Below are 22,884 nucleotides of genomic sequence, written 5' to 3'. Positions count from 1 at the left end.
CCCGGAGACTCCCGCCGTGTCCGTCGAGGGTGGACCGATCGTCACCGTCCGACCACCCCGACGACATACGAACATAGTTGAGCCCGGGTCAATTCAGAAGGGGCAGTTCCGCCCGGAGCGCCCCCCGATCGGCGCAAGGACCGGTTGGTCACCACTTGGTCCCCGTCCCGGTCCCGTGCCGCAATGCCTGACCTGCGGGGCTTGGGTCCCAATGGTCCGTCGGGCACCACCGGCCCGTCCACGACCTCCGGTCACACAATTTGCCGGGGCTGTGGACAAATTCCGGTGCACGTTGCGTCATGGGGTGGTGATGGCTTCAGCTTCCGGGGGCACACCCCCGGCCCTCCGCCGGGTGCGCGCATCCTCGTCGTCGGCGGAGGCTACGTCGGGATGTACACCGCGCTGCGTCTCCAGCGGAAGCTGAAGCAGAGACTGAGAAGCGGCGAGGCCGAGATCGTGGTGGTCGCGCCCGAGCCCTATATGACGTACCAGCCGTTCCTCCCCGAGGCCGCCGCCGGATCGATCTCACCGCGCCATGTCGTCGTACCGCTGCGCCGCGTCCTGCCGCACTGCACCATCGTCATCGGCGAGGCCGAGTCCATCGACCACACCAAGCGCACCGCGACCGTCACCACCCTCGCCAGCGGCGAGGACGGCACCGGCGCCCTGGAGATCCCGTACGACGAGCTCGTCCTCGCCCCCGGTTCCGTCTCGCGCACCCTCCCGGTCCCCGGCCTCGCCGACCACGGTGTGGGTTTCAAGACGATCGAGGAGGCCATCGGGCTGCGCAACCACGTCATCGAGCAGATGGACATCGCCTCCGCCACCCGCGACCCGGCCGTCCGTGACGCCGCCCTGACCTTCGTCTTCGTCGGCGGCGGCTACGCGGGCGTGGAAGCGCTCGCGGAACTGGAGGACATGGCCCGCTACACCTCGCGGTACTACCACAACATCAAGGCCGATGACCTGAAGTGGATCCTCGTGGAGGCCACCGGCCGCATCCTGCCCGAGGTCGGCGAATCCCTCGGCCGGTACGCCGTACGGGAATTGAGGGGGCGCAACATCGACGTACGCCTCGACACCCGGCTGGACTCCTGCGAGGACCGCGTCGCCGTCCTCAGCGACGGCTCCCGCTTCCCCACCCGCACCCTGGTGTGGACGGCCGGCGTCAAACCGGCCCCGCTCCTCGCCGCCACCGGCCTCCCCCTGGACGAACGCGGCAGGCTCGTCTGCACCGCGAAGCTCACCGTCCAGGGCACCGAGCACGCCTGGTCAGCGGGCGACGCCGCGGCCGTACCCGACCTCACCGCCGCCGAAACCGGGCGCACGACCGCCCCAACGCCCAGCACGCCGTCCGCCAGGCGAAGGTCCTCGCGGACAACGTCGTCGCCGCGCTCGACGGGGCACCGCTCACCGAATACCGCCACAGCTACGCGGGCTCCGTCGCCTCGCTCGGGCTCCACAAGGGCGTCGCGCACATCTACGGGCGGCGGCTGAAGGGCTACCCGGCCTGGCTGATACACCGCATGTACCACCTGAGCCGCGTCCCCACCTTCAACCGGAAGGCACGCGTCCTGGCCGAATGGACACTCGCGGGCCTCTTCAAACGCGAGATCGTCTCCCTGGGCTCCCTGGAGCATCCCAGGGCCGAGTTCGAACTCGCCGCCGGACGCCGGCCGCGGCCCGACGGGGACGACTGTCAGTAGGGTCCGACACACTGGACGTGTGACCATGGGTGGGCCCACATCTGCACAGAGTGACCCGGCCGGCAGCAACCGACAGTGACCAGCGAAGACCGCCCCAGGAGCGTCGAACGCGCCCGACCCCCTGGCAGAGGAAGCACCCGCCCGAGCGGACCAGACCGACACACGAGGCCAGAAATTCCGTGAACTTCACGCGTTGGAGCGCCCGCCTCCCCGGTACGCAGCGTCGCGCCGCCCGGGAGGACCACAGCTCCGTACCGGCGGCCCGCGCCGAGTACGCCCGGGCCGAACCGGGCACCGCCCCGCCGCAGGGCGGGTCCGTCGGCGTTCCCCTGCCCTCGGCGCCCGACCTGGAGGACCTCTCCGCCCGCGACATCCTGGGCCGCCTGCCCGCCCTCGTCGCCCTGGTGCACGGCCCCGACCACCACGTCGCCTATGTCAACGACGCGTACACCGCCGCCTTCGGCCCCCGCCCCTGCGGCGTCCCGGCCGCCGAGGTGATGCCCGAGCTGACCGAGATCGGCCTGCTGCCCCTCATGGACCAGGTCCTGCGCAGCGGCACCCCGCGCACGGTCAAGTCCCGCAAGGCCGCCGACGGCCGCTCGTACACCGTGACCTGCACCCCCGTGCGCCCCGACAAGGAGAAGGGCCGCGACAGCGGAGTCCTCGTGTACGCGGCCGACGTCACCGATCACGCCGAGGCCGCCGAGCGGCTGCGCGCCAGCGAGGGCCGCCACCGCGAAACCGCCGTCACGCTCCAGCGCTCGCTGCTTCCGCAGGAGCTGGAACAGCCCGACGACCTGCGGATCGCCGCCACCTACCAGCCGGGCGGCACGGACGCCGCGGTCGGCGGCGACTGGTACGACGTCATCACCCTGGGCGCGGGCCGCACCGCGCTGGTCATCGGGGACGTGATGGGGCGCGGGGTGCGCGCCGCCGCCGTCATGGGCCAGCTCCGCACCGCCGTACGGGCCTACGCCCGCCTGGACCTCCCGCCGCACGAGGTCCTTCAGCTGCTCGACGGGCTCGCCGCCGAGATCGACGCCAGCCAGATCGCCACCTGCGCCTACGCCGTGCACGACCCCAACGAGGGGCTGCTCGTCTACTCCTCCGCCGGCCATCTGCCGATCCTGGTCCGGGACGAGGACGGCACGGTCCGCCGCGCGGAGGACCCGATCGGTCCGCCGCTCGGCACCGGCGGCTGGATCCACACCTCGGGCACGATCCCGCTGCCGCCCGGTTCCACCGCCGTCCTCTACACGGACGGGCTGGTCGAGCGGCGCAGCGAGGACATCGACGAGGGCGTGGGCGCGCTGGAGCGGGCGCTGTCCGGCGCGACGGGCGCGCCGCAGGTCGTCTGCGACCGGCTGATCCGCTCCCTCAACGTCACCGCGGAGCACGACGACGACGTGGCGGTCCTGGTCGTGCAGCATCCGGCGCGCACGGGAGCCGCTGCCGAGCTGTTCCACAACGCCTCGCTCGAACTGCTCGGCGGCATCGAGGCGGCCCCCCGCGCCCGCGCCTTCGCGACGGGCGTGCTCGCCTCGTGGCGCTTCCCGGTGGAGCTGTGCGACCTCGGGGTGCTCGCCGCCGGGGAGCTCGTCGCGAACTCGCTCCAGCACGGCACCCCGCCGATGCGCCTCGGCCTGCGCCGCACCGACCGCCGCCTGATCATCGAGGTGACCGACGGCGACGACCATCTGCCGCGCCGCCGCCGCGCCGAACCGGCGGACGAGGCGGGCCGGGGCATCTCGATCGTCGCCTCGATCGCCACGTCGTGGGGGAGCCGCCGCACACCCGGCGGCGGCAAGGCGGTCTGGTGCGAGTTCGTCCTGCCGCGGTAGCGGCCGGGCTCAGCGCGCGGTGGCCATGGGCTCCGGCGCGCTCTCCGGAACGGAGACGGCCACCACCCGCGACGGCATGTGCGCGAGCGCGGGCTGGTCCTGTACGGGGGTGAGCCGTCGGCCGAGCCGCAGCGCGAGCGCGGTGATGCCCAGCGAGAACAGCACGAACGTCACGATGTACGGGCCGTGCAGCGAGGCCCCCATCGGACCGCCCACGGCCGGACCGACGGCCAGCGCGAGCTGCTTGCAGAGCGCGAACGCCGAGTTGTACTGGCCCACCATCGACTCCGGCGCCAGGTCCGCGACGAGCGGCGCGACGGTCGGCGACAGCATGGACTCGCCGAGCCCGAACAGCGCGTACGTGGAGATCATCGCGGCCGTCGCCATGGTCTGGCTGCCGTGCCCGAGGCCCGCGTAACCGGCCACGATCCAGGCGAAGGCCCAGATCAGGCCGACCGCCGCGATGACCCGGGTACGCCGCCGGCGCTCCACGAGACGCAGGACGACGAACTGGGCGACGACGATGACGGCGGTGTTGGCGGCCAGCGCGATGCCGAGGGTGGAGGGCTCGATGCCGGCGGCCTCGGTGCCGTACGCCGCGAGCCCGGACTCGAACTGCCCGTAGCAGGCGAAGAACAGCACGAACCCCAGCACGCACAGCTGCACCATCGCGCGGTGCGAGAGCAGCGCCCGCACCCCGCCGCGCGGGGCCGGCGCCCCGGCCACCGTCTCCGGCGTGCCGACGGGGGCGCCCGGCATCCGCACGGTCGCCGCGATGACGCCGAGTACCAGGAACATCACCGCCTCGATCAGGAACAGCAGCGTGAACGACGCCGGGCTGCTCGTGTCGACGATCTGCCCGCCGACCAGACCGCCGATCCCCAGGCCCAGGTTCTGCAGGAAGAACTGCATGGCGAAGGCGCGGGTGCGGGTGGCGGGACCGGTGCACCGGACGAGCATGGTGGCGAGCGCGGGCTGCATGACGGCGGTGCCCGCGCCGAGCACGGCCGCCGCCAGGACGGCGGTGGTGACCTGCGAGGACACACCGAGCGCGATGGCGCCCAGGGAAGCGACGGCCGAGGCGGCGATCAGCACGGGCAGCGGCCCGCGACGGTCGATGGCCCGGCCGGTGAACGGCAGGACGGCGAGCGCCGCCATGGCGAAGACCGCCAGCACGATCCCGGCCGTACCGGCGCCCAGATCCCGTACCTGCGCCACGTAGACGTACAGATACGGAACGGTGAACCCGAGCCCGAACGCGCTCAGCGCGCTCCCCAGCTGGATCCGCCGCAGTGCTGCGCCCATTTCCCTGGTCACACTCACCTTCCTCAGGTCTCGAAGTCTCTGAGTCGTACCGATCGAACGACTCGAACCCGAAGACTTTATCACTAAAGTTAGATGTTGAACACTACGACTCGAAGGACTTCGACGGCTATGGGTGGCGTGCCATACTGCGCGCCATGTCCGACACCACCGAGCCCGGACTCGATGAGCCGAGCCTCGACGAGCAGATCGCCGCCTACCAGCGCGAGTACCGCGACCTCGACCCCCAGGTCGAACAGGTCGTCTCCGCGCTCGGCCGGCTGAACCGCCGGATGAACGTCGCGTACGGGAGACAGCTCGCCGCACTCGGCATCAGCAACGCGGAGTGGGAGGTCCTGAAGACCCTCGTCCTGGGAGGGGAGCCCTACCGCCTCGGCCCCGGCGAACTCGCCAAGCGGCTCGGTCTCACCCCGGCCGCGATGACGCACCGGATCGACCGCATGGCCGGTGAGGGCCTGGTGACCCGCGACCGCGACGAGAACAACCGCGTCCGCGTCATCGTGGAGCTGACGGACGAGGGCCGTACGAAGTGGCTGGAGGCGATGCGGATGGCCACGGACTTCGAGGCGGACCTGCTCCAGGACCTCGACGGCGAGGAGCGCGGGGTGCTCGGCGCGATGCTGACCCGTCTGCTGCGGAGGGTGGAGCACGCCCAGCCGGACGCCGGCGGCCGACTCACCGACCTGGACTGAGTGGCCCGGCCGGGCAGCCGGGGGAGGGGGTTGACACGCCCCTGGGTGATCCGTAAGGTTCTTCGGGTTGCCACGGAGCCTGAACGGTTCTGCGGCAGCCGATCCCGCCGCAGACGCGGCACACCAAACTCAGCACGATCTCCCGTTCGGGGAAATTTCGGCATGCCGAAATTCATTTCGAAGGCCCGATTATGAGCCGCCGGGAAAATCCGCTAGAGTTTTGGACGTCGGAAGGGCCCAACAGCCCGGAGGACAAGCCCCGCTGACTGGGAATCAGGCCCGAAAGGATCTGATAGAGTCGGACTCGCCGGAAAGAGAAACGCGAAAGCGAAGAACTGGAAAGCGAAACCCGCTTCGACCGGGAATCGGACACGAAAGAGTCTGATAGAGTCGGAAACGCAAGACCGAAGGGAAGCGCCCGGAGGAAAGCCCCAGAAAATGTTCTGCGGGTGAGTACAAAGGAAGCGTCCGTTCCTTGAGAACTCAACAGCGTGCCAAAAGTCAACGCCAGATATGTTGATACCCCGGCCTGCTTTAGCAGGTTGGTGGTTCCTTTGAAAAGTCCTGCACGGTCCTTCGGGTCCGGGTAGGCAAAACACAGCGAGGACGCAGTGGACGACGGGTCTTATTCCGACCTGGTTGTTCCGCTCTCGTGATGTGTGTCCCGATTACGGGAAAACATTCACGGAGAGTTTGATCCTGGCTCAGGACGAACGCTGGCGGCGTGCTTAACACATGCAAGTCGAACGATGAAGCCCTTCGGGGTGGATTAGTGGCGAACGGGTGAGTAACACGTGGGCAATCTGCCCTTCACTCTGGGACAAGCCCTGGAAACGGGGTCTAATACCGGATAATACTTTCTTCCTCCTGGGAGAAGGTTGAAAGCTCCGGCGGTGAAGGATGAGCCCGCGGCCTATCAGCTAGTTGGTGGGGTAATGGCCTACCAAGGCGACGACGGGTAGCCGGCCTGAGAGGGCGACCGGCCACACTGGGACTGAGACACGGCCCAGACTCCTACGGGAGGCAGCAGTGGGGAATATTGCACAATGGGCGAAAGCCTGATGCAGCGACGCCGCGTGAGGGATGACGGCCTTCGGGTTGTAAACCTCTTTCAGCAGGGAAGAAGCGAAAGTGACGGTACCTGCAGAAGAAGCGCCGGCTAACTACGTGCCAGCAGCCGCGGTAATACGTAGGGCGCAAGCGTTGTCCGGAATTATTGGGCGTAAAGAGCTCGTAGGCGGCTTGTCACGTCGGTTGTGAAAGCCCGGGGCTTAACCCCGGGTCTGCAGTCGATACGGGCAGGCTAGAGTGTGGTAGGGGAGATCGGAATTCCTGGTGTAGCGGTGAAATGCGCAGATATCAGGAGGAACACCGGTGGCGAAGGCGGATCTCTGGGCCATTACTGACGCTGAGGAGCGAAAGCGTGGGGAGCGAACAGGATTAGATACCCTGGTAGTCCACGCCGTAAACGTTGGGAACTAGGTGTTGGCGACATTCCACGTCGTCGGTGCCGCAGCTAACGCATTAAGTTCCCCGCCTGGGGAGTACGGCCGCAAGGCTAAAACTCAAAGGAATTGACGGGGGCCCGCACAAGCAGCGGAGCATGTGGCTTAATTCGACGCAACGCGAAGAACCTTACCAAGGCTTGACATACACCGGAAAGCATCAGAGATGGTGCCCCCCTTGTGGTCGGTGTACAGGTGGTGCATGGCTGTCGTCAGCTCGTGTCGTGAGATGTTGGGTTAAGTCCCGCAACGAGCGCAACCCTTGTTCTGTGTTGCCAGCATGCCCTTCGGGGTGATGGGGACTCACAGGAGACTGCCGGGGTCAACTCGGAGGAAGGTGGGGACGACGTCAAGTCATCATGCCCCTTATGTCTTGGGCTGCACACGTGCTACAATGGCCGGTACAATGAGCTGCGATGCCGCGAGGCGGAGCGAATCTCAAAAAGCCGGTCTCAGTTCGGATTGGGGTCTGCAACTCGACCCCATGAAGTCGGAGTTGCTAGTAATCGCAGATCAGCATTGCTGCGGTGAATACGTTCCCGGGCCTTGTACACACCGCCCGTCACGTCACGAAAGTCGGTAACACCCGAAGCCGGTGGCCCAACCCCTTGTGGGAGGGAGCTGTCGAAGGTGGGACTGGCGATTGGGACGAAGTCGTAACAAGGTAGCCGTACCGGAAGGTGCGGCTGGATCACCTCCTTTCTAAGGAGCATCTAGACCCTCTCGGGGGTCCAGAGCCACTACGTCGGCAAATGTTCGACGGTGGTCAGCTCATGGGTGGAACGTTGACTACTCGGCACGGCACATGAGTCTTCACTAGTACTGCTTCGGCGTGGAACGTGAGGGTGAATGGGCTGGGTCGGGCACGCTGTTGGGTATCTGAAGGTACGGGCTCGTTTGAGTCTGTCCTTCGGTTGCCGGCCCCAGTGAACTCGCCCGGTATGGGTGGGGTGGTGGGTGGCTGGTCGTTGTTTGAGAACTGCACAGTGGACGCGAGCATCTGTGGCCAAGTTTTTAAGGGCGCACGGTGGATGCCTTGGCACCAGGAACCGATGAAGGACGTGGGAGGCCACGATAGGCCCCGGGGAGCTGTCAACCGAGCTTTGATCCGGGGGTGTCCGAATGGGGAAACCCGGCAGTCGTCATGGGCTGTCACCCGCTGCTGAACACATAGGCAGTGTGGAGGGAACGAGGGGAAGTGAAACATCTCAGTACCCTCAGGAAGAGAAAACAACCGTGATTCCGGGAGTAGTGGCGAGCGAAACCGGATGAGGCCAAACCGTATGCGTGTGATACCCGGCAGGGGTTGCGCATGCGGGGTTGTGGGATCTCTCTTTTGCGGTCTGCCGGCCGTGAGACGAGTCAGAAACCGTTGGTGTAGGCGAAGGACATGCGAAAGGTCCGGCGTAGAGGGTAAGACCCCCGTAGCTGAAACATCAACGGCTTGTTTGAGAGACACCCAAGTAGCACGGGGCCCGAGAAATCCCGTGTGAATCTGGCGGGACCACCCGTTAAGCCTAAATATTCCCTGGTGACCGATAGCGGATAGTACCGTGAGGGAATGGTGAAAAGTACCGCGGGAGCGGAGTGAAATAGTACCTGAAACCGTGTGCCTACAAGCCGTGGGAGCGTCGCGCATCGAGCTTGCTCGGTGCGTCGTGACTGCGTGCCTTTTGAAGAATGAGCCTGCGAGTTAGCGGTGTGTAGCGAGGTTAACCCGTGTGGGGAAGCCGTAGCGAAAGCGAGTCCGAACAGGGCGATTTGAGTTGCACGCTCTAGACCCGAAGCGGAGTGATCTAGCCATGGGCAGGTTGAAGCGGAGGTAAGACTTCGTGGAGGACCGAACCCACCAGGGTTGAAAACCTGGGGGATGACCTGTGGTTAGGGGTGAAAGGCCAATCAAACTCCGTGATAGCTGGTTCTCCCCGAAATGCATTTAGGTGCAGCGTCGTGTGTTTCTTGCCGGAGGTAGAGCACTGGATAGGCGATGGGCCCTACCGGGTTACTGACCTTAGCCAAACTCCGAATGCCGGTAAGTGAGAGCGCGGCAGTGAGACTGTGGGGGATAAGCTCCATGGTCGAGAGGGAAACAGCCCAGAGCATCGACTAAGGCCCCTAAGCGTACGCTAAGTGGGAAAGGATGTGGAGTCGCAGAGACAACCAGGAGGTTGGCTTAGAAGCAGCCACCCTTGAAAGAGTGCGTAATAGCTCACTGGTCAAGTGATTCCGCGCCGACAATGTAGCGGGGCTCAAGCGTACCGCCGAAGTCGTGTCATTCATACACATAGGGCCAACGCCTGTATGGATGGGTAGGGGAGCGTCGTGTGCCGGGTGAAGCAGCCGTGGAAGCGAGTTGTGGACGGTTCACGAGTGAGAATGCAGGCATGAGTAGCGATACACACGTGAGAAACGTGTGCGCCGATTGACTAAGGGTTCCTGGGTCAAGCTGATCTGCCCAGGGTAAGTCGGGACCTAAGGCGAGGCCGACAGGCGTAGTCGATGGACAACCGGTTGATATTCCGGTACCCGCTTTGAAACGCCCAATACTGAATCAGGCGATGCTTAGTCCGTGAAGCCGGCCCGATCTCTTCGGAGTTGAGGGTAGTGGTGGAGCCGACGAACCAGACTTGTAGTAGGTAAGCGATGGGGTGACGCAGGAAGGTAGTCCAGCCCGGGCGGTGGTTGTCCCGGGGTAAGGGTGTAGGACGCACGGTAGGCAAATCCGTCGTGCATGAAGTCTGAGACCTGATGCCGAGCCGATTGTGGTGAAGTGGATGATCCTATGCTGTCGAGAAAAGCCTCTAGCGAGTTTCATGGCGGCCCGTACCCTAAACCGACTCAGGTGGTCAGGTAGAGAATACCGAGGCGTTCGGGTGAACTATGGTTAAGGAACTCGGCAAAATGCCCCCGTAACTTCGGGAGAAGGGGGGCCATCACTGGTGATCCGATTTACTCGGTGAGCTGGGGGTGGCCGCAGAGACCAGCGAGAAGCGACTGTTTACTAAAAACACAGGTCCGTGCGAAGCCGTAAGGCGATGTATACGGACTGACGCCTGCCCGGTGCTGGAACGTTAAGGGGACCGGTTAGCTGCTCTTCGGGGTGGCGAAGCTGAGAACTTAAGCGCCAGTAAACGGCGGTGGTAACTATAACCATCCTAAGGTAGCGAAATTCCTTGTCGGGTAAGTTCCGACCTGCACGAATGGCGTAACGACTTCTCGACTGTCTCAACCATAGGCCCGGTGAAATTGCACTACGAGTAAAGATGCTCGTTTCGCGCAGCAGGACGGAAAGACCCCGGGACCTTTACTATAGTTTGATATTGGTGTTCGGTTCGGCTTGTGTAGGATAGGTGGGAGACTTTGAAGCGGCCACGCCAGTGGTTGTGGAGTCGTCGTTGAAATACCACTCTGGTCGTGCTGGATGTCTAACCTGGGTCCGTGATCCGGATCAGGGACAGTGTCTGATGGGTAGTTTAACTGGGGCGGTTGCCTCCTAAAGGGTAACGGAGGCGCCCAAAGGTTCCCTCAGCCTGGTTGGCAATCAGGTGTTGAGTGTAAGTGCACAAGGGAGCTTGACTGTGAGACCGACGGGTCGAGCAGGGACGAAAGTCGGGACTAGTGATCCGGCAGTGGCTTGTGGAAGCGCTGTCGCTCAACGGATAAAAGGTACCCCGGGGATAACAGGCTGATCTTCCCCAAGAGTCCATATCGACGGGATGGTTTGGCACCTCGATGTCGGCTCGTCGCATCCTGGGGCTGGAGTCGGTCCCAAGGGTTGGGCTGTTCGCCCATTAAAGCGGTACGCGAGCTGGGTTTAGAACGTCGTGAGACAGTTCGGTCCCTATCCGCTGTGCGCGTAGGAATATTGAGAAGGGCTGTCCCTAGTACGAGAGGACCGGGACGGACGAACCTCTGGTGTGCCAGTTGTTCTGCCAAGGGCATGGCTGGTTGGCTACGTTCGGAAAGGATAACCGCTGAAAGCATCTAAGCGGGAAGCCTGCTTCGAGATGAGTATTCCCACCCTCTTGAAGGGTTAAGGCTCCCAGTAGACGACTGGGTTGATAGGCCAGATGTGGAAGCCCGGTAACGGGTGGAGCTGACTGGTACTAATAGGCCGAGGGCTTGTCCTCAGTTGCTCGCGTCCACTGTGTTAGTTCTGAAATAACGAACAGCCGTGTTGTTGCCCGGTTGGTTCAAATTTCATAGTGTTTCGGTGGTCATTGCGTTAGGGAAACGCCCGGTTACATTCCGAACCCGGAAGCTAAGCCTTTCAGCGCCGATGGTACTGCAGGGGGGACCCTGTGGGAGAGTAGGACGCCGCCGAACAATCATTGTGGGAAAGCCCCGTGCCATTGGCACGGGGCTTTTCTGCGTTTTCAGCCCGGGGAGACCAGCCGGGTGTCGTATGCCAGGATCACCGCCTGGACGCGGTCCCTGGCTCCCGTCTTGGCGAGAATCCGGGAGACATGGGTCTTCACCGTTGATTCCGCGAGATGAAGGCGTTCGGAGATCTCCGCATTGGTCCAGCCCCGGCCGATCACCGTCAGGATTTCCCGTTCCCGGCCGGTGAGGCCGGCGATGCGCGGATCCTGGACGGCCGGTTCGCCCGGGTCCGCCGGCAAGTGCTGAACGTACGCGTCCAGGAGACGGCGGGTCAGGCTCGGGGCGACCACCGCGTCGCCGAGGGCCACGGCCCGGATGCCGGACAGCATCTCCTCCGGCAACGCGTCCTTGATCAGGAAGCCGCTGGCGCCGGCGCGGAGGCCGTCGTACGCGTACCGGTCCAGGTCGAACGTGGTGACGATCAGGACGCGGGTGCGTGAGCCCGCCCTGATGATGCGGCGCGTCGCCTCTATGCCGTCCAGGAGCGGCATGCGGATGTCCATCAGGGCCACGTCCGGCTGGTGCCGGGCGACGAGCTGGAGCGCTTCGTGGCCGTTGGCGGCCTCGCCGACGACCGTCATGTCGTCCTGGCTCTCCAGCAGCATGCGGAAGCCGAAGCGTTGCATCGGCTGGTCGTCCGCGATGAGCACGGTCGTCACGAGGGGGAGTCCTCCAGGGGGAGCCGGAGCCGTACCTGCCAGCCGCCTCCGGCGGACGGTCCGGCGTCGAGTGTGCCGTCGTACAAGGACGCGCGGGCGCGCATCCCGGTGATGCCCTGTCCGGTACCCGCGGAGGTCCGCTCGCCCGGGGGCGGGGTGCCATTGTCGGTGACGAGGGCTTCGAGTGTGCCCGGCCGGTAGGTGAGAGTGACCTTGGCCGCGAGCGACGGCGAAGTTCCCGCGTGCTTCAGCGTGTTCGTCAGGGACTCCTGCACCACCCGGTAGGCCGTCAGCTGGCGTCCTGGTGTGGGCGGACGGGTCGGAGGCGTACCCCGTACATCGAGACGTACCGGCAGACCTGCCCGGCGTACGCCCTCCAGAAGGGCGTCGATGTCGTCGAGCGTGGGCTGCGGGGTGCGGTCCGCGTCCTCGGGCTGGTCGCGCAGTACACCGAGCAGGCGGCGGAGTTCGGCGAGGGCCTGGCGGCTGGTGGTGCCGATGGCTTCCAGCGCCTGGGCCGCGCGTTCCGGGCTGCGGGCCGCCGCGTACGAGCCGCCGTCGGCCAGGCCCGTGATGACGGAGAGGTTGTGGCCGATGATGTCGTGCATCTCCCGGGCGATCCGGGTCCGTTCGGCGGCAGCGGCCAGGCGGGCCTGCTGGTCGCGTTCGCGTTCCAGGCGGTCGGCCCGGTCGAGAAGGGCCTCGGTGTACTCCTTGCGCGTACGCACCAGGATGCCCGCCAGGGCGGCGATGGCGAACATCCAGACGTGGGGGAGGAGGAGACGGCTCCATACCTCCGGGAAGCGGCCGGAGGCGATCACCAGCGGTGCGGCGACCAGGGCACCGGACCAGGCGAGGGTGCGCATCGGGAGGCGTACCGCGATGTTGAAGACCACGATCTCCTGGAGCAGCGACGCCTGGATGACCGCACCCGTCCACACATTGGCCAGCGAGAACGGGGCCATGAGGGCGAGCACGGCCAGGGGGTGGGTGCGGCGCCACAGCAGCGGGGCGGAGAAGGCCGCGCTCATGGCGAAGACCAGCGGCTCCGGTACGTCCGGGTCGACGGCGACCGTGCGCCAGCCGCCGGTGGAGACGTCGAGGACGGCGAACAGCACCCAGAACGCGGTCAGGACGCCGTTCCAGGCCGACGGCCGGCGGCGGTCGAAGGCGCGGATGCGCTGGAAGAGGCGCTGTATGTGCCCGGTGAGCGGGGTGGGGGCGGTCGGTGGAGCCGGTGCCCCGGTCTCGGTGGTGTCCGTCATCCGTGGCTCCCCCGCGCCCGGCCGCGTACGGCTCATGCGTCCCGGCGCCGCAGGAGTACGGCCGCCGCGACCAGTGTGGCCGAGGCCCACAGGGCCAGGGCGAGCAGGGCCGGGCCCGGGGACGCGGCGTCCGGAAGCGGGGTGGCCGAGCCGAGGACGCCCGCGGCCTGGGTGGGGAAGTAGCGGACGGCGGTCTCCACCGTGTCGTACGGGAGCATGGTCAGCACCTCGGGGAGGATCATCACACCGCCGATGAACGCGCCGATCGCTCCGGGGACCGAGCGCAGGAGTGCGCCGAGGCCCAGGGCGATGAGGCCGAGGAGGGTGGTTCCGGCGGCGTTCCCCGCCACGGCGCGCAGTACACCCGGGTCGGAGAGGGAAGCAGCCTGGTCCGTGTCGTGCAGGAAGAGCTGGGCGACGACGAAGGTGGCGAGCGCGGTCGCGAACATGGCGGTGAACACGGTGACCGTGAAGACGGCGGCCTTCGCCCACAGCACCGGGAGGCGGCGTGGGACGGCGGTGAGCGAGGCGCGGATCAGGCCCGAGGAGTATTCGCCCGCCGTGACGAGGATGCCGAGGACCACCGTGCAGAGCGAGGCGAGGAGCGAGCCGTAGAGGACGAGGATGACGGTGTCGATGTCCGAGTCGCCGCCGTCGGAGGTGTAGGTGGTGCCCATGAGGATGCCGACGCCGAGGATGAGGACGACGGCCAGGCCCAGGGTGATCCAGCTGGAGCGGAGGGTGCGCAGCTTGTGCCATTCGGAGCGCAGGACCCGGGCAGGTGTGACGCGGTAGGGATGGGGAAGGGCCGTGGTGGTCATGCGAGGGCTCCGGTCGGTGCGGCGGTGGTGGTCCGGTAGTCGACGGACTCCTGGGTGAGGTCCATGAACGCCTGTTCCAGGGATGCGGTGTGCGGGGTGAGTTCGTAGAGGGGGATGGCGTGGGCGGCGGCGGTGCGGCCGATGCGTTCGGCGTCTGTGCCGCGCACCTCCAGTCGGTCGGAGCCCGGCGTGGTGGTGATGTCGATGCCGGGGCCCCTCAGTAGTTCGGACAGTGCGGTGGCCCGGGGGGTGAGGACGGTGACGGAGCCGCCGCCGGCCGTGGTGGTGAACTCGGTGACGGTGGTGTCGGCGAGGAGCCGGCCGCGGCCGATGATGACCAGGTGGTCGGCGGTGAGGGCCATCTCGCTCATCAGGTGCGAGGAGACCAGGACCGTGCGGCCCTGTGCGGCGAGGTCGCGGAGGAGGGTGCGGATCCAGAGGACGCCCTCCGGGTCCAGGCCGTTGACGGGCTCGTCCAGGATGACGACGGCCGGGTCGCCGAGGAGGGCGGCGGCGATGCCCAGACGCTGTCCCATGCCGAGCGAGAAGCCCTTGACGCGTTTCCCGGCGACGGCGGTGAGACCGGCGAGGTCCAGGACGTGTTCGACGCGGGTGCGCGGGATGCCGTGGGTGTGGGCGAGCGCCATCAGGTGATGGAAGGCGGTCCGGCCGGGGTGGACGGAGCGCGCTTCCAGCAGGGCGCCGACCTCGGTGAGGGGAGCGCTGTGGGAGGTGTACGCGCGTCCGCCGATCGTGGCGCGGCCCCGGGTGGGGGCGTCCAGGCCGAGGAGCATGCGCATGGTGGTGGATTTGCCGGCGCCGTTGGGGCCGAGGAAGCCGGTGACCGTGCCCGGGTGGACGGTGAAGTCGAGGTCCTGGACGACGGTGGTGTCCCCGTAGCGTTTGGTGAGTGCGTGTGCCCTGATCATGCGGTCGACGCTACGGAGCCGGCGCGGGCCGGTCGTCGGACCGGGGGCGGGATGTGCGGGGGAGTGTAGTACCGGGGTACGACTCCGGGCGGACGGGCCGAATCCGTTTGCGGGGTCGCAGGAGCGCAGGTCAGGATCGGTGCATGGACTACGTGATACGGCCGGTGCGCGCCGGCGAGTGGCGGTCGGTGAAGGAGCTGCGGCTGGCCGCCTTGCAGGATCCGGCCGCCCCGGTGGCGTTCCTGGAGACGTACGAGCAGGGGCTGAAGCGGTCCGACGAGGCGTGGCGGGAGCGGACGGTGGACGCCTCGGAGGACGGTGCGGGCGAGGTGCGGCAGTTCGTCGCGGAGGGCCCGGACGGTGCCTGGGCGGGCTCGGTGACGGTGCTCGTGGAGGGGCCGGACGTCGAGGCGCGGTTCGGTGAGGTGGCGTCGGTGAACCAGGGGCACCTGGTCGGTGTGTTCGTACGGCCGGAGGCGCGGGGCTCGGGGGTGGCGGACGGGCTGTTCCGGGCGGCTGTGGAGTGGGCGTGGTCGTTGGAGGCGCCGCGGCTGGAGCGCGTACGGCTGTATGTGCACGAGGACAACCCGCGGGCCGCGGCGTTCTACCGGCGTTTCGGCTTCGTGCCGACCGGGGAGACGGTGCCGATGCCGGGCGATCCGGATGCCCGTGAGCTGGAGTACGCGGTGGCGCGGCCCTGAGGCCGTGCCCGCCCCTCAGAGGCTGCTGGGGGTCCGGAGCTGTTGCGTCCAGTGTGAGCGGGCCTGTTCCGGGGAACGGAGCAGGGCGATGGTGGACAGGCCCTGGGTCTGGCCGGATCTCAGCAGCTCGGGCAGCCGGGGCAGGGGGGCGACGGCCGCGACGTCGTCGAGGACGAGCGTCATTGGTGGGTCGAGCCGGCCGTCGGATGACCGTGCGGCCATGCGGCGGCCGTGCTCGACCACGTCTGAGGCGAGCGCGGTGAGCAGGGGCATCGTCCCTGGACCGGATCGCGGGGTCTCGATGGCTTCACCCACCACATAGAGGCTGCCCCCTTCGTCCGCAAAGGAATCCAGTGCGAGCGCATCTGCTCGATTTGGTGTGCAGGCGTCCCGGACGTGGACGGAGGAGAGGGCGCCGAACGCGCGCACCGTCAGTTCCTGTGCCATCTCGCGGCGTTCGGGATGGCCGGTGAGCGCGGACTCCAGCAGTCCGGCGAGCCCGGGGGCCGCCTTGGGGTGGGTGCGCAGCAGGCGGACCGGTTCGTGGGCGTTGCCGCCGATGGCCCAGCGGTGGACCTGGCGGAAGGGGCGGCCGTCGATGGCGGCGGCGTGCAGCCAGCAGCGCAGGAGGGTCTCGGCGAGGTCGGCCGTCGCCGAGTCGACGCGGGCCTGGGGGCGGACGGGGGCGAGCAGCGCGCTTGCGCGGGCGGTGGCCCGGTCGGCCTGTTCGCAGCCGGTGGTGGGGGCCCAGTGCAGCCGGGCCGGGGTGTCGCAGAGGTGGCCGGGGTCGTAGACGAGGACGGGGCCGAGCTTGGCGCGGGCGTCCTTGGTCTCGGCCCAGAGGGTGGGGTCGGAGGTCACGACGAGCACGGGGCCGTCGGCCTCGCGGATGGCCTGGACCGCGGTGGCCCGGCGGGTGGCGGCGGGGCCGTAGAGGACGAGGGGGGTGCGCGGGGAGGGGACGGTCGCGGGGAGGGGGTGGTGGCGCGGGTCGGCTCGATGGTTGCCGGTTCGGTCGGTACGTGCCGTGTGTCTCGGGTGGTGCGTGCTTCGGGGGCGGCTTCGGTGGGAAGGGCTGTCGGCTGCACTGTGGTTTCGCTGAGGTGTTCGGCGGGAACGGGGGTGGCCGGTGCGGGGACGGGGGTCGTCTTGCGCAAGGTGTCGGGGGTGGGCCCGGTGGCCGTTTCCGGTTCGGGGAGCGCCGACTCGTACGCGTAGTCCTGCTGTTTGTTCCGCCGGCCGGTCTTCCGGCCCTTGCCCTGGGCCGTCTTGCGTCGGGCGCGCTGCTCGCGGTGGGCCTGTTCGAGGAGGGCCAGCCGTTCCGTGCGTTCCGCGCGGCGGCGGGCCTGTACGGCGCGCCAGCGGGTGATGACGCCCATGACGAAGACCGTCAGCACCACGAGCACCATCAGTTCGCCGATGAGCAGGCCCCAGAACAGTCCGTAGCCGGAGAGCTGGCCGGGCGGTGTGTTGGGCCAGGCGGAGGGGAGGTCGTGCGGGGCCTCCAGCAGGCGGCGGAGGGCGAGTGGTGTCTCGGTCGGGGTGACGCCGTCGGGCCAGGCGCCGTGGGCGAGGAGGCCGGCGAATCCGGTGGCCGCCCAGGCCAGCAGTGTCAGGCCGAGGAGGAAGGCCAGCAGTCCGACGAGCAGGCCGTCGGGGATGCCGCCCCCCTTGCCGTCGCCGGACCGTCCCCCGTCGCTGCCTGCCATGTCATGCCACCGTTGACTCGGACGACTCGTTCAGTCGCTGCTGGTTCTCGATCCTGGCCGCGCGTTCCTCCGCTTCGAGGTCGGCGGCTCTTACGTCGTCCGGGAGGAGGTCGCTCACGGACGACTCGGTCATGGCGCGGTCGGTGAAGACGAGGGGGCGTTCGGCCTCGGTGATCAGGTGTTTGACGACCTGTACGTTGCCGTTCACGTCCCAGACCGCGATGCCCGGGGTGAGGGTGGGGATGATTTCGACGGCCCAGCGGGGCAGGCCGAGGACCCGTCCGGTGGCTCTGGCCTCGTCGGCCTTCTGGGCGTAGATGGTGCGGGTGGAGGCCATTTTGAGGATGGCGGCGGCTTCGCGTGCGGCGGCGCCGTCGACCACGTCGCTGAGGTGGTGGACGACGGCGACGAAGGAGAGGCCTAGGCGGCGGCCGAACTTCAGCAGGCGCTGGAAGAGCTGGGCGACGAAGGGCGAGTTGATGATGTGCCACGCCTCTTCGACCAGGAAGATGCGCTTCTTGCGGTCGGGCCTGATCCAGGTGTGTTCGAGCCAGACGCCGACGATCGCCATCAGGATGGGCATGGCGATGGAGTTGCGGTCGATGTGCGAGAGGTCGAAGACGATCAGGGGGGCGTCCAGGTCGATGCCGAAGGACGTGGGGCCGTCGAACATGCCGCGCAGGTCGCCGTCGACGAGCCGGTCGAGGACGAGGGCGACGTCCAGGCCCCAGGCGCGTACGTCGTCTATGTCGACGTTCATCGCCTGGGCGGATTCCGGTTCGGGGTGGCGCAGCTGCTCGACGATGTCCGTGAGGACGGGCTGGCGGTCGGTCGTCGTGGCGTTGACGTAGGCGTGGGCGACCTTGAGGGCGAAGCCGGAGCGTTCGTCGAGGCCGTGGCCCATGGCGACTTCGATGATGGTGCGGAGCAGGGCGAGCTGGCCGGTGGTGGTGATGGCCGGGTCGAGCGGGTTGAGCCGGATGCCGCCGTTGAGCGCGGAGGTGGGGTCCAGGCGGATGGGGGTGAGGCCGAGCTCCTGCGCGATGAGGTTCCACTCGCCGACGCCGTCCTCGCCCTGGGCGTCGAGGACGACGACCTGGCGGTCGCGGAAGCGGAGCTGGCGGAGCACGTACGTCTTCTCCAGCGCGGACTTGCCGTTCCCGGACTCGCCGAGGACCAGCCAGTGCGGGGCGGGGAGCTGTTGTCCGTAGAGCTGGAAGGGGTCGTAGATGTAGCCCTTGCCGGAGTAGACCTCGCGGCCGATGATCACACCGGAGTCGCCGAGGCCGGGGGCGGCGGTGGGCAGGTAGACGGCCTGGGCCTGGCCGGTCGAGGTGCGGACGGGCAGCCGGGTGGTCTCCACCTTCCCGAAGAGGAAGGCGGTAAAGGCGTCCGACAACGCGGACAGCGGATCTCGCATGGCGTGACTGACCTCCCTCTCGGTGTCGCGGACTGGCGGTTAGCGGCGGATGCCGGTGGCGAACGGCAGGGTGTTGACGAAGGCGCGGTGGTGCTCGCGGTCGCACCATTCGAGCTTGAGGTACGACTTTCCGGCGGAGGCGCGGATGGTCCGCTTGTCGCGGGCGAGGGCTTCGGGGGAGCGGGACGACACGGTGATGTACCCCACGAGGTTGACGCCGGCGGCGCCGCTGGCGAGGTCTTCACCCCGTTGGTCGAGCCGGCCGTGGGCGGCGATGTCGCGGGGGTCGACGGTGCGGTTCATCTTGGCCTGGCGACTGGCTTCGGCGTCGTCGTTGGTCTTCTCGGTGAGCATGCGCTCGATGGCGATCTCGGTGGGTTCCAGGTCCATGCAGACGGCGACGGTGCGGATGACGTCGGGGGTGTGGACGAGGAGGGGGGCCAGGAAGTTGACGCCGACGGGGGTCATCGGCCACTCCTTCACCCAGGCGGTGGAGTGGCACCAGGGGGCGCGGGTGGACGATTCGCGGGTCTTGGCCTGGAGGTACGTCGGCTCGACGGCGTCGAGTTCGGCGGGCCAGGCGTTGCGCTTCGTCATGGCCTGGATGTGGTCGATGGGGTGGTCGGGGTCGTACATGGAGTGCACGAGGGAGGCCAGGCGGCTCTGGCCGAGGGGCTGGCGGACCCGGATGTCGGCCTCGGCGAGGCGGGCGCAGATGTCGGTGAGCTCGCGGGCCATGACGACGGCGAGGCCGGCGTCGCGGTCGAGCTTGCGGCCGGAGTGCGGGCGGGCGGCGCGGGCCATGGCGTTGGCCTCGGCGGAGAGCTCGCGGTTGAAGTGCATGCAGGCGACGAGGTAGGCGCGGTGCTGCTCGCTGGAGGTGGAGACCATGGACTGGAGCTGGTCGTAGGAGTCCTGGAGCCAGCGGGGGGACGCCTTGTCGCCGCGCTGGGCGACGTCCTTGGCGTGGGCGTCGGGGTCGGCGGGGAGGGTGCGGGCGAGCATCTGGAGGCGGGTGACGAAGCCGTCTCCGTTGGCGACGTGCTTGAGGAGGGTGCCGAAGCGGTCGACGAGGGCTTCCTGGTCCTCGCTGTCGCGCAGGCCGACGCCGGGGCCCTCGATCTCGATGGCGGCGGTGACGGTGCGGCGGTCGGCGTGGAGGAGGACGGCGATCTCGTCGGGGCCGAAGGGGGCGGAGAGCCAGTTGATGCGGCCGATGCCGGGGGGCGGGCCGATCTCGATCTCGCGGCCGTCGGCGCGGGTGCCGGCTTCCATGGCGGTGGAGCGGTAGGTGGTGCCGCGGCGGAGGGAGCGCTTGTAGCTGCGGTTGATCTCGAACCACTTGTAGAAGGTCCGGTGCCGGTACGGGACGTAGACCATGGCGATGGCGAGCAGCGGGAAGCCGGTGAGCAGCACGATGCGGAGGGAGAGGACGGGGACGAGCAGGCCGCTCATCATGCCGAGGAACGCGCCGGCGATGATCAGGGCGATCTCGCCCGTCTCGCGGTTCTTGCCGACGATCGCGTTCGGCCGGGCGCGGCCGATGAGATACGTACGGCGGGGCGCGATCGGATGGGACTGTGTGCTCAACGCCCGCCACCTCCTGTGCGGTTGTTACCTGTGCTGCCTGGTCCGCCGCGGGTGCCGCGGCTGCTGTGGGGGTGCCGGCGGTCGGGGCGGAGCCGCTGCGGGGCGGGGGTGCGGCGGAGGGGGTGGATCCGCCGCCGGTTCCGCCGCCGGGGTTACGGGAGCTGTGGGCGGCGACTCCGCCGCTGAGCGGGTTGGCGGGGCGGCTGCCGCCGCTGCTGGTGTCGCCGCTGTTCTGGCCGCCGCGGCTGCTGTGGGTCTTGATGCCCTGGGAGACGAGGGCGGCGGGGGAGCTGATCATGGCGGCGGCCTGGGAGCCGTCGGTGGCCTGTTTGCGGTTGGTGCGGGCGCCTTGGATCTCGTCGCCGAAGCCGGGGACGAAGCGGTAGATCATGGCGGAGGCGAAGATGGCCAGCAGGATGATGGCGAGGCCGGAGACGACGGCGGAGAAGGCGTCGGGGCCGTCGTCGGAGGAGAGGGCGCCGGCGAGGCCGAGTACGACGACGATGACGGGTTTGACCATGATCACCGCGATCATGATGCCTGCCCAGCGGCGTACGTGTCCCCACATGTTCTTGTCGACGAGTCCGGCGTAGACGGCGGTTCCCAGGAGGGCGCCGACGTAGAGCAGGGCGGCGCGGATGACGAGTTCGAGCCAGAGGATGCCGGCGGCGAGGATGGAGACGAGGGAGACGACGATCAGCATGATCGGGCCGCCGCCGATGTCGGAGTCCTTCTTGAGGGCTTGGGCGAAGGAGCCGAAGAAGACGTCGGTCTGGCCGCCGGAGGAGGAGGCGATGACTTCGGTGACGCCGTCGGTGGCGGAGACGATGGTGTAGAGGATGAGGGGGGTGAAGGCGGAGGCGAGGACGGTGAGCCAGAGGAAGCCGATGGCTTCGGAGATGGCGGTGGTGAGGGGGACGCCGCGGATGGCGCGCTTGGCTACGGCGAGGAGCCAGAGGACGAGCGTGAGGACGGTGGAGGCGGCGAAGACGATGGCGTACTGCTGGAGGAAGCGGGTGTTCGTGAAGTCGACGTTGGCGGTGTCCTTGACCGCGTCGCTGAGCTTGCCCACGATCCACGCGGCGGCGTCGGCGCATCCTCGCCCGAGCGAGGTGAGGGGGTCGAGGGCGGGGTCGGTGCTTGGGGCGGGGTGGACCTGGAGGAGCTGGAGCTTCCGCCTTCGCAGTAGTCCTTGGCGAGCCCCACGATGAGGTCGCATGCGTCGTCGCCCTGTTTGCTGGGCGAAGGGGACGGTGATGGCGCTGCTGCGGCCCGTGAGGCCAGCAGGACCATCGCGGGAAGGACGCTCAGGGTGGTCAGGGAGCGCATGCTCCGGCGACGGCTAGCGGGCATAGACGAATCCTCCGTATCCCTCTACCGCGCCGGCGATCTCGTCGGCAGAGGAAGCCCGGTTGTCACCGCTGACGGGAGTTGGCCCCTCTGTCTGACTCGACGACTCGATCTTCCAGTCGTTGCCGATCCACCTGAGCTTCTCCGAGATCGTGAACCAGGTCTCGGTCACTGGCTTCGTGGACCCCTCGCCGGCCATTCCGACGAGACCGGTGCACCAGACCTCGATCGTTGCTGAGTCCGCGGTGTGTTCGACCACCTTTGTTCCCACCGGGACCGTGCGAGAGACGAACGTCAAGCCATCGGGAGCAGCGCCGTCTGCGTTCAGACCGACATTCTTGAGGAAGTCCGGCGAGTAGGCGGCATCGAGATCTTCAGTCAGCTTCCCGACGACGGCCGGGTCGTGAGTGGCCTGCACGATGGCCTGGCGGGATGAGGCGACGAACATGTCGGCAGACCCCAGGGCCACCGCGAAGTTGGAGGCCGCGCTTTCCGCCCCCTGTTGGTCGTGGGCGAAGCCTGCGGGGATTGTGCCGTTTTTGCCTGTTACCGGCTTGGTGCCCGTGGGTGAGGTCGGCGCGGCGTCCGCCTTGGCGCCGGAGGTCGTGTCGGACTTGCCGTTCGAGCCGTCCTTGTCGCCGCCCATATTGGCGAAGGCGATCGCGCCCAGCAGGAGGATCACCACGCCGGCGAACGTGATGAGGGAGCGGGAGTTGCGGGCCGGGCGGCGGGGGCCGTAGGGGTCGCCGGTGGGGCCGTCGGGCAGGCGGGTGCGGGTCTGGCGGGTGCCGCCGATCGTGCTGTAGGCGTCGCTCGTGCGTCCCGCGTCGTTGCCGTAGCCGTCCTCGTCGCCGAGACTCATGCCGCGTACGCCCCCTCAACCGTTGCTTGAACCACGTCGTAGTACGACGGTAGCCGTGCTGCTCTCCGCGCGGACGCGGTGTGGTGACTCGACATCAGGGGTACGCAACCTCTGCCGGTGGGCACGAC

General features: G+C 67.8%; 11 protein-coding genes, 3 rRNA genes and 3 pseudogenes. 7 read left to right on the top strand and 10 right to left on the bottom strand.

Annotated features, from left to right (window positions below):
• Nucleotides 1–390 precede the first annotated feature (390 nt).
• Nucleotides 391–1,706 (top strand): annotated as a pseudogene (locus tag NEH16_RS14900) (NAD(P)/FAD-dependent oxidoreductase).
• A gap of 179 nt (nt 1,707–1,885) precedes the next feature.
• Nucleotides 1,886–3,547, top strand: a complete 1,662-nt coding sequence (locus tag NEH16_RS14895) for an ATP-binding SpoIIE family protein phosphatase (protein ID WP_073966828.1) — start codon at nt 1,886–1,888, stop codon at nt 3,545–3,547.
• Between the two features lie 9 nt (nt 3,548–3,556).
• Here the strand turns inward: NEH16_RS14895 and NEH16_RS14890 are convergent, their stop codons facing one another.
• A complete protein-coding gene (locus NEH16_RS14890) occupies nt 3,557–4,852 on the bottom strand; it encodes an MFS transporter (RefSeq protein WP_073966829.1) in 1,296 nt (431 codons plus the stop codon).
• Between the two features lie 155 nt (nt 4,853–5,007).
• Between NEH16_RS14890 and NEH16_RS14885 the strand changes: the two genes are divergently transcribed.
• The 4 genes from NEH16_RS14885 (at nt 5,008) to rrf (ending at nt 11,393) form a co-directional block, all read left to right on the top strand.
• Nucleotides 5,008–5,562 carry a MarR family winged helix-turn-helix transcriptional regulator gene (locus NEH16_RS14885; protein ID WP_018101704.1) on the top strand — a complete coding sequence of 185 codons (555 nt, stop codon included), beginning with the start codon at nt 5,008–5,010 and terminating at the stop codon, nt 5,560–5,562.
• A 681-nt stretch (nt 5,563–6,243) separates the two neighbouring features.
• Nucleotides 6,244–7,769, top strand: a 16S ribosomal RNA gene (locus NEH16_RS14880).
• Between the two features lie 302 nt (nt 7,770–8,071).
• Nucleotides 8,072–11,197 (top strand): 23S ribosomal RNA (locus NEH16_RS14875).
• A gap of 79 nt (nt 11,198–11,276) precedes the next feature.
• Nucleotides 11,277–11,393, top strand: a 5S ribosomal RNA gene (gene rrf, locus NEH16_RS14870).
• Together the 16S, 23S and 5S rRNA genes form the textbook arrangement of a ribosomal RNA operon.
• Before the next feature lie 50 nt (nt 11,394–11,443).
• Here rrf and NEH16_RS14865 read toward each other — a convergent pair.
• From NEH16_RS14865 to NEH16_RS14850, 4 genes are read right to left on the bottom strand one after another with little or no spacing between them, the layout of a single operon-like run.
• Complete coding sequence (locus tag NEH16_RS14865; protein WP_073964833.1) at nt 11,444–12,109, bottom strand: response regulator; 666 nt, start codon at nt 12,107–12,109, stop codon at nt 11,444–11,446.
• Entirely contained in the window at nt 12,106–13,374 is a 1,269-nt protein-coding gene (locus NEH16_RS14860; RefSeq protein WP_265542792.1) for a sensor histidine kinase, read from the bottom strand. The genes NEH16_RS14865 and NEH16_RS14860 overlap by 4 nt, the downstream gene beginning before the upstream one ends.
• A 32-nt stretch (nt 13,375–13,406) precedes the next feature.
• Complete coding sequence (locus NEH16_RS14855; RefSeq protein WP_265542790.1) at nt 13,407–14,195, bottom strand: ABC transporter permease; 789 nt, start codon at nt 14,193–14,195, stop codon at nt 13,407–13,409.
• Complete coding sequence (locus tag NEH16_RS14850; RefSeq protein ID WP_265542788.1) at nt 14,192–15,124, bottom strand: ATP-binding cassette domain-containing protein; 933 nt, start codon at nt 15,122–15,124, stop codon at nt 14,192–14,194. Before NEH16_RS14850 ends, NEH16_RS14855 begins: the two co-directional genes overlap by 4 nt.
• Nucleotides 15,125–15,267: 143 nt before the next feature.
• Between NEH16_RS14850 and NEH16_RS14845 the strand changes: the two genes are divergently transcribed.
• Nucleotides 15,268–15,825, top strand: a complete 558-nt coding sequence (locus tag NEH16_RS14845; protein WP_265542786.1) for a GNAT family N-acetyltransferase — start codon at nt 15,268–15,270, stop codon at nt 15,823–15,825.
• 15 nt (nt 15,826–15,840) lie between these two features.
• Here the strand turns inward: NEH16_RS14845 and NEH16_RS14840 are convergent.
• From NEH16_RS14840 to NEH16_RS14820, 5 genes and pseudogenes are all read right to left on the bottom strand, one after another.
• Nucleotides 15,841–17,534: pseudogene (locus NEH16_RS14840) on the bottom strand (type VI secretion protein).
• 1 nt (nt 17,535) lies between these two features.
• Nucleotides 17,536–18,954, bottom strand: coding sequence for an ATP-binding protein (locus tag NEH16_RS14835; protein WP_026171334.1), 1,419 nt, complete (start codon nt 18,952–18,954; stop codon nt 17,536–17,538).
• 39 nt (nt 18,955–18,993) lie between these two features.
• Nucleotides 18,994–20,544, bottom strand: a complete 1,551-nt coding sequence (locus tag NEH16_RS14830) for an SCO6880 family protein (protein ID WP_073964827.1) — start codon at nt 20,542–20,544, stop codon at nt 18,994–18,996.
• Nucleotides 20,541–21,897, bottom strand: a pseudogene (locus NEH16_RS14825) (hypothetical protein). Before NEH16_RS14825 ends, NEH16_RS14830 begins: the two are co-directional and overlap by 4 nt.
• On the bottom strand, nt 21,887–22,756 hold the full coding sequence (locus NEH16_RS14820; RefSeq protein ID WP_265542783.1) for a hypothetical protein: 870 nt from the start codon (nt 22,754–22,756) through the stop codon (nt 21,887–21,889). The pseudogene NEH16_RS14825 and the gene NEH16_RS14820 overlap by 11 nt, the downstream one beginning before the upstream one ends.
• Nucleotides 22,757–22,884: the final 128 nt, after the last annotated feature.

The sequence above is a fragment of the Streptomyces drozdowiczii genome (genome assembly GCF_026167665.1).
GTDB lineage: Bacteria > Actinomycetota > Actinomycetes > Streptomycetales > Streptomycetaceae > Streptomyces > Streptomyces drozdowiczii_A.
Note: the sequence above shows the minus strand (reverse complement) of the source record. Positions and strands in the feature narration are given on the sequence as shown.